The sequence below is a fragment of the Polaribacter aestuariivivens genome (assembly GCF_005885675.1).
Taxonomy (GTDB): Bacteria; Bacteroidota; Bacteroidia; order Flavobacteriales; family Flavobacteriaceae; genus Polaribacter; species Polaribacter aestuariivivens.
Genome location: NZ_VANR01000004.1, coordinates 146,752 through 160,384, shown reverse-complemented (window position 1 = coordinate 160,384; position 13,633 = coordinate 146,752). Strand labels below are relative to the sequence as shown.

9 protein-coding genes are annotated in these 13,633 nt (G+C 29.0%); 4 read left to right on the top strand and 5 right to left on the bottom strand.

Annotation, left to right across the window (positions count from 1 at the left end):
* Positions 1-44 precede the first annotated feature (44 nt).
* The 3 genes from FDT66_RS08690 to FDT66_RS08680 all read right to left on the bottom strand — a co-directional run bounded on the left by FDT66_RS08690 (position 45) and on the right by FDT66_RS08680 (position 4,759).
* Entirely contained in the window at positions 45-3,185 is a 3,141-nt protein-coding gene (locus FDT66_RS08690) for a UvrD-helicase domain-containing protein (RefSeq protein WP_138535785.1), read from the bottom strand.
* An 84-nt stretch (positions 3,186-3,269) separates the two neighbouring features.
* Positions 3,270-4,106: a ZIP family metal transporter gene (locus FDT66_RS08685; RefSeq protein WP_138535784.1), complete on the bottom strand. Its 837-nt coding sequence runs from the start codon at positions 4,104-4,106 to the stop codon at positions 3,270-3,272.
* A complete protein-coding gene (locus FDT66_RS08680; RefSeq protein WP_138535783.1) occupies positions 4,103-4,759 on the bottom strand; it encodes a metal-dependent transcriptional regulator in 657 nt (218 codons plus the stop codon). The genes FDT66_RS08685 and FDT66_RS08680 overlap by 4 nt, the downstream gene beginning before the upstream one ends.
* 107 nt (positions 4,760-4,866) lie before the next feature.
* Between FDT66_RS08680 and FDT66_RS08675 the strand changes: the two genes are divergently transcribed.
* A complete protein-coding gene (locus FDT66_RS08675; protein ID WP_138535782.1) occupies positions 4,867-7,110 on the top strand; it encodes a TonB-dependent receptor in 2,244 nt (747 codons plus the stop codon).
* Positions 7,111-7,590 (top strand): thioredoxin family protein, encoded by a 480-nt coding sequence (locus tag FDT66_RS08670; RefSeq protein ID WP_138535781.1) that lies wholly within the window; start codon positions 7,111-7,113, stop codon positions 7,588-7,590.
* On the opposite strand, the gene FDT66_RS08665 is transcribed toward FDT66_RS08670, so the two are convergent.
* Positions 7,591-8,133, bottom strand: a complete 543-nt coding sequence (locus FDT66_RS08665) for a hypothetical protein (RefSeq protein WP_138535780.1) — start codon at positions 8,131-8,133, stop codon at positions 7,591-7,593.
* Positions 8,134-8,260: 127 nt separating this feature from the next.
* Between FDT66_RS08665 and mfd the strand changes: the two genes are divergently transcribed.
* Positions 8,261-11,596 (top strand): transcription-repair coupling factor, encoded by a 3,336-nt coding sequence (mfd, locus tag FDT66_RS08660; RefSeq protein WP_138535779.1) that lies wholly within the window; start codon positions 8,261-8,263, stop codon positions 11,594-11,596.
* Between the two features lie 92 nt (positions 11,597-11,688).
* Complete coding sequence (locus FDT66_RS08655; RefSeq protein WP_138535778.1) at positions 11,689-12,546, top strand: DMT family transporter; 858 nt, start codon at positions 11,689-11,691, stop codon at positions 12,544-12,546.
* Between the two features lie 9 nt (positions 12,547-12,555).
* On the opposite strand, the gene FDT66_RS08650 is transcribed toward FDT66_RS08655, so the two are convergent.
* The gene (locus FDT66_RS08650; protein ID WP_138535777.1) at positions 12,556-13,623 is read right to left on the bottom strand and encodes a hypothetical protein; all 1,068 of its coding nucleotides are present in this window, start codon (positions 13,621-13,623) and stop codon (positions 12,556-12,558) included.
* Positions 13,624-13,633 lie beyond the last annotated feature (10 nt).

Here is a 13,633-nt window from a genome sequence, read left to right as displayed (position 1 = left end):
TATCAATTTAGAAGTAACAAAGTTACAAAGTTTATTTTCTTTGGTTATACTTCAACAACATCAATTTTTTCATTTATGTAAATGAGAATTTTTTTATCAATTTTATAATTCATGGTTTTTAAAACACTTTCGTAGTTTTTTATTTGTTGATGATGTTTTTTTGAAGGAGCTCCCGTTTTATAATCTATAATTGTAACTTCTTTATTCGTGTTGAAAACTAACCTATCTGGAATTATAATTTGATTATCTATAGTTACAATTTCTCGCTCATTAAAAACATTTTCTTCACTTAAATAATAAGCACTTAATTTTGGGTGATTTACAACACTTTTAATCTTTTCTTTGATAAATTTTCTTTTATTTTTATCTAAAATACCTTGTTGTTCATACAGCATAACTACTTCTTCAATTTGCTGATTTGTTTTTATTTTTGAAAATATTTCGTGCAATAAATTTCCATAATCTATGGCTTCACCTTGAGCAGTATTCCATAATTTGGATGCCCCTGCCAACAAAATAATATTATGTTCTTTCCAAGGTGTTCCAATAAATTTTTCATGAATTTCTGTAACACTATTGTCTTCTTTTTTGTAACTAACTCTTTTTTTATTACCAAAAGAATAGTTTAATAAATCATCATTCCACATTGATTTTTCTTTCAAATAATTGATAAAAAAACCTGAATAAAATTTTAAATCTTCTTCTTTATTTTTGCCTACTAATTTTTTATCTGTTATAACATGTAATTGCTCAACAGCTCTTGTTAATGCAACATATAATAAGTTGAAATTATCTAGCTCTAAAGCTTCTCTTTGTGAGTTAAAAATCTCTAATCCTGTGGCATTTACGTAGCTCAAATCACGATTATAGGGCACCAATAATTCTTGAAAATTTGCATAACTTTCAGGTAATTCGTCCAACCAAACTTTCGGATTTATTTGTTGATAAATATCTACGTTACAAGGAAAAATAACGACTGGAAACTCCAAACCTTTCGATTTATGAATCGTCATTACTTGAACCGCATTTGTATTCTCAGGAGCAACTATACTTAATTTCTCTTTTTTGATTTCCCAGAAATCTAAAAAATCTTGCATGTTTGTGCTTTTTCTTTGTTGCTCTAAAACCACGTCTAAAAAAAATTGTATGTATGCATTTGATGAATCTATCAATCGAAATCCTCTAACAATTTCTTCGATTTTTTCATAAAAAGGAAGTTGCTGAAAAGTTGATACCTCGAAAGTGATACCGTATTTTTTTAGATTTTGAAAAATGACCTCGTTCGTAGATTTTGCAAAGGTTTTTAAAAATTGATGTTTGGGTTCTTCAACTTGTAAATGTTCGTGTAAAAAATATAACATTTCAAAACGAGATTCTTCATTATTTGGATGTTGTAAAACCTTTAAAACGTTGATAATAAAGTTGATTTTTACATTATTTTGAAGTAATAATGTTTCTGATGAAATAATATTTATACCATTTTCTGATAAATAATTTGCAACAGCAACTCCATCTTTTTTAGTTCGTGTTAAAATGCAGATTTCACCCAAAGAAAAATCATTTTCGAGTTCTTTAATTTTCTCAAAAACCTTCTTTGGATATTTTAATTTATCAACTTTCTTATCATCTTCTTTTTCCAAGAATGAAAGTGATACAAATCCGCCTTTTTTGGCATTTTCTTTTTGCTGATTTCCCTCAAAAAACAACTTTTTATAATCTTCATTTTGAAGAAATTTAGATGAATGCTGAAAGAACGAATTATTAAAATCGATAATTTCTGAATAGCTTCTAAAATTGGTTTCTAATTCTTTAACATCCTTTGAAATTTGAAAAAGATTTTTTTCATTTTCTGTTTCTGAACCCAAATTAATAAACTGTTCTGCTTTTCCTCCACGCCATCTATAAATGGCTTGTTTACCATCACCAACCAACATTAAATTGCTGTTTTCTTGCGCCAAAGCATTATCTATTAACGGAATTAAATTTTGCCATTGTAAAACAGAAGTATCTTGCATTTCGTCAATAAAATAATGCATAAAACGTTGCCCAATTCTTTCATAAATAAATGGTGCTGGTTGGTCTTTTATATTGTCGGAAATTAACTGATTAAACTCTGCATTTAAGCGAATATTATTTTCTTCTTTTATGGTATCTAATTCAGTATTTATATTATTTAAAACCGCTAACGGAATTATACTTTTTAATGCCAATTTATTCATTAAAAATTGCTGATAAATTTTTTTCGCTTCGTGAAAAAACTCTATAATTTCTGGTACAATTGCATCTATTGAAGCAGTAATTTCTAGTTTTGCTGTTTTTGTGTAATACTGATTGTTTGCTATTGCTTTTTCAATAGTTTCGCTTCTTTTTATAAAGTCGATATTTACTGATTTTTCAGTCAAGTCTGCAAAAAATTTCGGTACAGTTCCACGCATAAAATCTTTTGGCTCTAAACCTGCAGAGTTTATTAAATTCAAACAATTTTGCCCAACTTCTTTTAGTGACTTTTTTAATTCTTTTTGATGTGTAAAAAGCTTTGATTTTAAATTTGTGAAATCATCTAATTTTTTGTCTGCTAATTCCCTAAAATGCTTGTTATCATCTTCATTCAACAAAATTTTAGCAAAATCATTTAAATCTTTAGAAATATCCCAAGATTTATCATCATCAATTTTATCTAAAGAATAATCTATTAAAAGATTGGTTAATTTTTTATCTGTTCCTATCTTAGAAATTAATACATCTACAGCTTCATTTAGTAAAGAAACTGCGTCCATTTCTACTTCAAAATTTAATGGCAAACCTAAATCGTACGCAAAATTCTTAATAATTTTATGCGTAAAACTATCAATAGTGGTAATTGAAAATGCAGCATAGTTTTGCAGAATTGCATCTAAAATTTTTTTACTTCGTTGTTGTATTGTAGGCTTATCAACAGAAATTTCTTCAATAATAATCTTGAATAAATCGTTCTCTTTTCCTTCGGTAAAATCTTCTAAGTTTTCTAAAACTCGCTCTTTCATTTCACCAGCTGCTTTGTTGGTAAAAGTGATGGCTAATATTTTCTGAAAACGAAAAATATCTTCAGAATTTAGTAAAATTTTTAAGTACTCTTTTACGAGTGTAAAGGTTTTTCCACTTCCTGCAGAAGCGTTGTAAACTTGAAAAGTTGAAGGTTGACGCACAGTTTATTTTTACTGCAAAATAATGCTTTTAGGTGCAAGAATCAAGAGAAAAGAAAATAAGAATTGGTAAGAGTATTTTTAATACTAACCCAAACCAACATCTAAAGACATCATTACAATAAAACCACCTATAAAGCCAAGTGTAGCAATATCTGTATATTTATCTCTTTGTGTTTCAGGTATTACTTCTTCAACAACTACAAAAATCATAGCTCCTGCTGCAAATGCTAGTGCATATGGTAAAATTGGAGTAAAAAACGATACTGCTAAAGCTCCTAAAACTGCTGCAATTGGCTCTACAACTGCAGATAATTGTCCGTACCAAAAACTTTTTAATCTACTAACACCTTGCCTTCTTAATGGCATTGCTACTGCAAAACCTTCTGGAAAATTTTGAATTCCAATACCAATTGCCAATGAAATGGCTGCAATAATCATTTCTGTTTGTTCCACACCAACCAAAGTGGAAGCTGCTCCAAATAAAACTCCAACTGCTAAACCTTCTGGAATATTGTGTAAGGTAATTGCTAAAACCAATAGGGTTGTTCTATGCCAATTTGTTTCAACACCTTCAGCTTCACTTTTATCAAAATTAATATGTAAATGTGGTAATAATTTATCCATTCCAAAAAGTGATAAGGCTCCTAAACCAAAACCAATTGCAGCTGGAAAAACTTTTATAAAACCTTCTCCAGGACTATTTTCTATTGCTGGTGATAACAAACTCCAAAAACTGGCAGCCACCATTACGCCTCCAGTAAAACCCAACATACCATCTAAAACTGCTCTGTTTGCTTTTTTAAAAAAGAATACTAAAGCTGCACCTAAAGCTGTTAAACCCCAAGTGAAAAGTGAGGCATACAATGCTGCTTGAATTGGATGTTCTTTTCCAAATTCCACTAAGTGATTAAATGTTATCATGATTTTTTTATGTATAAGTTATTTGCTATTTTATTTGATATTGATAGTTTTTTTTCGTCAACTAAAATGGATAAAGAATCGTCGAAATTTTCTTTTTCTAATACCGTAATTTTTTTACCTAAAACAATTCCTTTTTTATCTAAAAACTGTAAAAACTCTGAAGATGAATCATCTACACCTACACAAATTCCTGTTTCATTTTTATGCAAAGTAGATAATAAACTTTTCTCAATGGTTTTTAAATTTCCTTCATTATCTGGAATTGGATCTCCATGAGGGTCGTGTGTTGGAAATCCTAAAAACTCATCTAACTGATTAATTAATTTTGCAGATTTAATATGCTCTAACTGTTCTGCAACTTCATGCACTTCATCCCAAGAAAAATTTAATTTTTCTACTAAAAAAACTTCCCATAAACGATGTTTTCTTACAATATTTGCAGCAGTTTTTTTACCTAGGTCTGTTAATTTTACTCCTTTGTATTTTTTATAAATAACAACTTTTTTGTCAGATAGTTTTTTAATCATATCTGTAACAGAAGAAGCCTTTGTTTGAAGTTTTTCTGCAATGGAATTAGTACTAATTCCTTTAGTACCATCTAGTTCTAAATGATAAATTGCTTTTAAATAATTTTCTTCAGAAAGCGTAAACATTTTTAATTATTTAGACAACAAATATATACTTTTTATTTTAATAAAAATATATATTTAGTCTTAACTAAAAATTATACATATATTTGTCAAAAATATTATTTATACAAATGAAAAATACGTTTGAGATTATTTGTTTTTTGGTTTTTGGATTTTTTTCTACTTACGCACAAAACAATAGTATTTCTGGTAGAGTAACTTCAAATGGATCTTCTTTACCATATGTAAATATCTATTTAAAAAACACAAAACAAGGTACTTCAACAAACGAAAAGGGCTTTTTTGAGCTTAAAAATATTCCAAATGGTACGTATACAATTGTAGCAAGTTCTGTAGGTTTTAAATCAAAATCGGCAAAAATTGTACTTAATGGTAATAAAAACTTTACTAAAAACTTCAATTTAAATGAGAATAGCTCTTTAGATGAAATTGTTATTTCCGGAACTTTAAAACCTGTTACAAAATCAAACAGTCCTGTTCCTGTAGAGGTTTACAGTAAAACATTTTTTAAGAAAAATCCAACACCATCTATTTTTGAATCATTACAAAATGTAAATGGTGTTCGCCCACAATTAAATTGCAATGTTTGTAATACAGGTGATATTCATATTAATGGTTTAGAAGGACCTTATACGTTTGTTCTAATTGATGGAATGCCAATTGTAAGCGGACTTTCAACCGTTTATGGTTTAACAGGAATACCACAAGCCTTGATAGAAAGAGTTGAAGTTGTAAAAGGACCTGCATCCACATTATATGGCTCTGAAGCTGTTGGTGGAATTATAAACATCATCACCAAAAAACCTTCAAACGCACCAAAATTAACCACAGACGTTTTGTCTAGTTCTTGGGGAGAAGTAAATACAGATATTGGTTTAGGTTATCAGATTTCAGAAAAAACATCTGGTCTTTTAGGTGTAAATTATTTTAATTATCAAAATAGAATTGATAACAATAATGATGGTTTTACAGATTTAACTCTTCAAAATAGAATATCAATTTTTAACAAAATCAATATTGAAAGAAAAAGCAATAAAGTTTTTACAATTGCTGGGAGATATGTTTATGAAGATAGATGGGGAGGAGAATTAGACTGGGAAAAAGAATTTAGAGGAACAAATAAAAAATATGGAGAAAGTATTTATACCAATCGTTGGGAAACCTTTGGAACCTATCAATTGCCAACATCAGAAAATATTAATTTTCAGTTTAGTGCAAATGGACATTATCAAGATTCTTTTTATGGAACTGATGCTTACGATGCTAAACAACTCATTGGTTTCGGACAACTTGTTTACAACAAACAAATTACCCAAAAAAACGATTTGTTAATAGGTTTGGCGTATAGATACACATTTTATGATGATAATACTTTTGCTACTTTAAATGAAAATGGAACAATAAATCAACCCTCTATTACGCATTTACCAGGTATTTTTGTACAAGATGAAATTGCTTTAAATACACAAAATAAATTGCTTTTAGGCGCAAGATGGGATTACAATAGTTTGCATGGAAGTATTTTTTCACCAAGATTAAATTACAAGTGGAATTCCAAAGATAAATCAGATATTTTTAGAGCAAGTATAGGTAATGGTTTTAGAGTTGCTAATGTATTTACAGAAGACCATGCTGCATTAACTGGTGCTAGAGAAGTAGAATTTGATGGCGAATTAGAACCAGAAACTTCATGGAATGTAAACTTTAATTACGTAAAGAAAATAAATACAGAAAACACTTTTATTACCTTAGATGCTAGTGCCTTTTACACCTATTTTGATAATCGAATTTTACCAGACTATGAAACAGATCCAAATAAAATTATTTATGCCAATTTAGAAGGATTTTCCGTTTCAAAAGGTATTTCGTTAAATACAGATATTTTATTTACAAACGGATTATCTATAAACGCTGGAGCAACTTTAATGGATGTTTCTATTACAGAAAACAATGTAAAAAAAAGGCAATTATTAACTGAGAGTTTTAGTGGTGTTTGGTCTATTTCATACAAATTCAATAGTAGTTTTTCTATGGATTATACTGGAAATGTTTATGGTCCAATGAGATTACCTTTGTTGGGCGAAAAAGATACAAGAGCGCCAAATTCTCCTTGGTTTAGTATTCAAAATATTCAGTTGACAAAAAAATTTACAAACACTTGGGAAGTGTATGGAGGCGTGAAAAACTTATTAAACTTTACACCTGCAGTAAACAGTATTAATAGTGCAAACAACCCTTTTGATGTTGGAGTTGATACAGAAAAAAACCCAGAACAAGCTTTTGATCCTAGTTACGTATATGCTTCTAACCAAGGTATAAGAGCTTTTTTAGGGATAAGATATACTTTGTTTTAAATGAAAAAAATATATTTAATTTTTATTTTAATTAGTAGTTTAAATACTTTTTCACAGAAAGAAATAAGTAGTTTAAAAACTTATACCTTTTCTGAAGTTGAGAAAACTTTTGTGCAAAAGCCAAAACCAATAATTATTTTCACTCATACAGATTGGTGCAAAATTTGCCACGGAATGCAAAAAACAACTTTTAAAAACGATGAAATAATTCAACTTTTAAATGAGAATTTTTATTTTGTCAAATTAAATGGAGAAGAAAAAAATAACATTCATTTTTTAGGAAAAACTTTTAAATACAAACCTACAGGAGCAAATACAGGAATTCATGAATTAGCAAATGAATTAGCATCAGTTAAAGGAATAATCTCATACCCCACAACAACAATTTTAAATACTAAATTTGAAATTAGTGCGCAACTAATAGGCTTTTACAACAGTAAAAAATTAAAAAAAATATTAGAAAAGTATTTGAAAAAATAATTATTGCTCCCAAAGTCTTGGGTTTAAAGACCTATTTCCAAAACTATAAACAATCCCAAAAGAAAAATAAATATGTGATTTCTGACTCTCAAACTTAGATTCAGAAAATTTATACATAAGTTGAAGATTCAAACCATATTTTGGTGTAAACCAAAATGTATTTCCTGCTCCAAAATTTAAAGTTGGCGTAAATTTTAAGGCACTTATAAAACTTCCTCCTAACAAAATATAAGGCACAACATTATTTACAGATGTACCAAAATCATATCGTAAAATTCCATCAAAAGTGGTATATTTTTGGTTATCGCCAACAGCAGTAGCAAAAGCCCCATCTAATGTTAAGCCTTTAAATAAATATCTAGAAATGTTTAATCTCGGTGATTGATATGCTAATTGTCCGCCAACAATTTTTGCATCTTCAAAAGAATATTTTGCACCAGCAAGACTAACACCTGCAGTCCATTTACTTCCTTCATTTTGAGCATTTACATTTAATAAAAATGTAAAAAGAAATAATGCTGTAATGATAATTTTTTTTTCCATAAATGAAGGATTGCCTCGTTTTTTATATAAACTGATTATTGGCAAATATATTGTAATCTTCAACAAATCAAAATACTAAATGGTTTTTTATTAATGAACTTCTTACATTTGCACAAAATTTAGCACGTTGAGTAAGCAGAATATTGTAAACCAATACCAAAAATCTGCGTTAGTATCGCAGGTAAATTCACAACTTCAACAAGAACAAAACCATTTTCAAATATCGAATTTGGTAGGATCTTCGTTGTCTTTTGTTATTTCCGAAACTTTTAAAAAGGCAGACAAACCTTATCTTTTAATTTTTAATGATAAAGAAGAAGCTGCTTATTATTTAAATGATTTAGAGCAACTTTTAGGAGACAAAAACGTGCTTTTTTATCCTGGATCTTATAGAAGACCTTATCAAATTGAAGAAACCGATAATGCCAATGTTTTATTACGTTCTGAAGTTTTAAACAGGATAAATTCTCGAAAAAAACCTGCTGTAATTGTAACCTATCCAACTGCACTTTTCGAAAAAGTAGTTACTAAAAAAGAGTTAGAAAAAAATACGCTTAAAATTACAGTTGGCGAAAATTTGTCGCTTGATTTTGTAAACGAAGTTTTATTTGAATACAAATTTAAACGTGTAGATTTTGTTACAGAACCTGGTGATTTTTCGGTTCGTGGAGGAATTATAGATGTTTTTTCTTTTTCAAATGATGAGCCTTACAGAATCGAATTTTTTGGCGATGAAATTGATAGCATCAGAACTTTTGATGTAGAAACACAACTTTCTAAAGAGAAATTGAAAAAAGTTTCTATCATGCCAAATGTAGAAAATAAAACTCTGAAAGAAAGTAGAGAAAGTTTTCTGAAATACATCTCATCAAAAACCATCATTTTTACCAAAAATATCGATTTATTAGTTGGAAATTTAGACAAATTCTATCAAAAAGCAGAAGAGGCTTTTAACGATTTATCTAAAGAAATAAAGCACGCAAAACCAGCTGAATTATTTTGCGATGGAACTTTTATAAAAAATCAGCTACACGATTTTTTATTAGTTGAAATGTCTCCTCGAGCGCAGTCGAGAGGTCTTTCTGAAATCAATTTCGATACAATTCCACAACCTTCATTTAATAAAAAATTCAATTTATTAATTGCTGATTTAAACGAACATCATAAAGCTGGTTTTACCAATTACATTTTCTGTGCAAACGAACAACAAGCAAAGCGTTTTCATGATATTTTTGATGATGCTGAACAGGAAGTACACTACGAAACTGTTGTTTTTCCATTATACCAAGGTTTTGTAGATGTTGATAAAAAATTAGTTTGTTATACAGATCATCAAATTTTTGAACGTTATCATAAATTCCGATTAAAAAATGGCTACGCAAAAAAACAAGCCATTACGCTTCAAGAACTAAATAAACTGGAAATTGGCGATTATGTAACCCACATGGATCATGGAATTGGAAAATTTGGTGGTTTGCAAAAAATAGATGTTCAAGGTAAAAAACAAGAAGCTATTAAGTTAGTTTATGGCGAGCGTGATATTTTATATGTAAGCATTCACTCGCTTCATAAAATTTCTAAATTTAATGGTAAAGATGGTAAAGCACCAAAAATATACAAATTAGGTTCTGGTGCTTGGAAAAAAATTAAACAAAAAACCAAAGCCAGAGTTAAACATATTGCATTTAATTTAATTCAATTATATGCAAAAAGAAAACTTCAAAAAGGTTTTGCTTTTGGACCAGATACACATATTCAACATGAATTAGAAGGAAGTTTTATGTATGAAGATACTCCAGATCAATTTACTGCAACGCAAGATGTAAAAAATGACATGGAAAAAGAGCAACCTATGGACAGATTGGTTTGTGGTGATGTTGGTTTTGGAAAAACAGAAGTTGCAGTAAGAGCTGCTTTTAAAGCGGTTGATAATGGAAAACAAGTTGCCATTTTAGTACCAACTACAATATTGGCATTTCAACATTATCAAACATTTACAGAGCGTTTAAAAGATTTTCCAATTCGTATAGATTATTTAAACAGATTTAGAACCGCAAAACAAAAAGCAGCTGCCATTAATGGTGTAAATGATGGTTCTGTAGATATTATTATTGGCACACATCAATTAACAAATCAAAAAATAAAATTTAAAGATTTAGGTCTTTTAATTATTGATGAAGAACAAAAATTTGGTGTTGCTGTAAAAGATAAATTGAAAACTTTAAAAGAAAATGTAGATACGTTAACCCTAACTGCAACTCCAATTCCGAGAACACTACAGTTTAGTTTAATGGCTGCCAGAGATTTATCTGTCATAAAAACACCACCACCAAACAGACATCCAATAGAAAGTCACGTAATTCGTTTTTCTGAAGAAGTAATTCGTGATGCCATTTCTTATGAAATTTCAAGAGGTGGTCAAGTTTTCTTTATTCATAATAGAATCGAAAACATAAAAGAAGTTGCTGGTTTGTTGCAAAGATTGGTTCCTTCAGCAAAAATAGGTATTGGTCATGGACAAATGGAAGGTAAAAAATTAGAGCAATTAATGCTCGGTTTTATGGATAACGAATTTGATGTTTTGGTTTCTACCACAATTATTGAAAGTGGTTTAGATGTGCCAAATGCAAACACCATTTTTATTAATAATGCAAATAATTTCGGCTTGTCCGATTTGCACCAAATGCGTGGTAGAGTTGGACGTAGTAACAAAAAAGCATTTTGTTATTTTATAACACCTCCTTATCATATGATGACAGATGATGCTAGAAAACGAATTGAAGCTTTGGTGTTGTTTTCTGATTTAGGAAGTGGAATTAACATTGCCATGAAAGATTTAGAAATTCGTGGAGCTGGAGATTTATTGGGTGGCGAACAGAGTGGTTTTATTAATGATATTGGTTTTGATACATATCAAAAAATATTACAAGAAGCTATTGAAGAATTAAAAGAAAATGAGTTTGCAGATTTATATCCAACAGATAATTCTAAGCCAAAAGAATACGTAAAAGAAGTACAAATAGATACCGATTTTGAAATTCTTTTTCCTGATGATTATGTAAATTCCGTCACTGAAAGATTGGCTTTATACAACAAACTAGGAACTTTAGAAAAAGAGGAAGAGCTACAAACTTTTGAAAAAGAAATTACAGATAGATTTGGAGAAATTCCAACACAAGTAGAAGATTTATTGGATTCCGTACGAATAAAATGGTTAGCGAAGGAGTTAGGGTTAGAAAAAATTATTTTAAAACAAAAAAGAATGCTTGGTTATTTTGTTTCTGATCAACAAAGTGATTTTTATCAAACTGAAGCTTTTTCACGTGTTTTAAAATATGTACAACAAAACCCTAAAAGTTGTGTAATGAAAGAAAAACAAACTAAAAATGGTTTGCGATTATTAATCACTTTTATAAAAATTGATTCAGTTAAAACTGGATTGAGTATTTTACAGAAAATTTAAACGCGAAGTCAGGTTGAGCGCAGTCGAAACCTAAATAAGTAATTCTTTTAAAAACCTCTCGAATGCGCTCGAGTAAACATTCTTAAAAACAAATGCAAAACTCTCATATAAAAAATTTATCTGTACTTCTTTTAGGAACGTTATGTATTAGTACTTCTGGAGTTTTAGGTAAGTATATAAATATGTCTCCAGAAGTAATTATCTGGTTTCGTTCTATTTTTGCAGGAGTGTTTTTACTTATTTATTGTAAGTTTAAAAATGTAAATTTAAAAATAAAACAACGAAAAGACTTAATGCCATTTCTAATCAGTGCCATTTTAATGGCAACTCATTGGATTACCTATTTTTATGCTTTAAAACTATCTAACGTTGCTATTGGAATGTTATCAATTTATACATTTCCAGTAATTATTGCGTTTTTAGAACCGTTTTTTATCAAAACGAAATTTAATCCAATACATATTTTTTTGGGACTATTGGTGTTAACAGGTTTGTACATTTTAACACCTGAATTAAGTTTGGGAAATTCCGATTTAAAAGGAATTCTTTTAGGTGTTTTTTCTGCGTTTTGTTATGCGATTAGAATCTTAATTTTAAAACAACATGTTGGCAGTTATAATGGAAGTATGCTCATGTTTTACCAAACTTTAATTATTAGTATTTTAATGCTTCCTCTTTTATTTTTTGGAAATTTTTCTAACTTCCAAAGTCAATTACCTTATTTGATTTTATTAGCATTAATAACTACAGCAATTGGGCACACAATGCTGGTGCATTCTCTAAAACATTTTTCGGCTTCTACAGCAAGTATAATAAGTAGTATTCAGCCAATTTCTGGAATTGTAATTGCTTATTTAATTTTGAATGAAATTCCTAAGCAAGCAACTTATATTGGTGGAAGCTTAATTTTGTTAACTGTTGTTATTGAAAGTTTTAGAAGTAAAAAGTAAATCTAATTATTAAAACAACTCTTTATTAGAAATATCTAAATAATTACGTTTTACAAAAGCCAAAATTGTTTCTAAAATTTCACCCATATTTTTACAATCTTTAAACTTTACATCACCCACATATTTTATTAAATGCGACTTTAAAAGCTCTATATTTTCTGGATAAGAAATGGTATCTGACTTCATACATTTTATTAAACGTGCAGTTCTTCTTGGTGCAGTAATCATTCTTTTTGCCATATAAGAACGTTCTTCTATTTTATATTGACGAATAGAATCGTTTTGTAATTTTTTTCCCACCATTTCAATCATTTTAAAGTTCTCTTTCATGAACTGCAAGTTGTAAACTTTTAAGTTTCCTTCAAAAGATTGTTGGTCAAAATCTATGGCTCTAATTTTATAAATAATATGATCAAAATCGTGCGTAGGCGTTATTACATAATTGTAAGAACGCATATCACCTAACAAACGCACTAAACAACGCTCTTTAAATTTTACAAATTCTTTGGCTATTTGTGATTTTTCTAATTCTGTACAATGTGGTAAAAAATCTCTTATAAAATCGTCACCAGGAATTCCAGCAATATGCTCTTCAATTAGTGTGTTTCCATGTACTAAAAAGTTCATACTATGTGGAGACAAAATGTGCTCTAACTCTAAGCCGTAAATTCTGGAAGCATCAGCTTTTTTAACATAGAAATAAGTAAAATTGTCATTTAAAATATTTCTTATTTTAATACGAAATGGTTTTGAATTTCCAAAAGTACAGTAATCAATTGCATCAACATTTAAAAACGGAATACCATCATCATTTCCATCTGAATGCAACATTGTGTAAACTTTTTTTAAGCTTCTATCAATTTCTGCTCTGTCTGAATCTGAATAATAAGTTCGTATCCAAAGTGTGTCTTCATCATTTTTATCGTAAACAGTAACAGAACCTTGAAAACGCAATAAATCTTCGTAATAGATAGAAATTTTTATATTTCTCTTGTAATTTTTTAAATATGCATTCAGCATTTCATTTACGGGAAATGCTGGTTTTTTTTTAGACATCAATTTTTTTTCTACTGCCATCTCTCTTTTC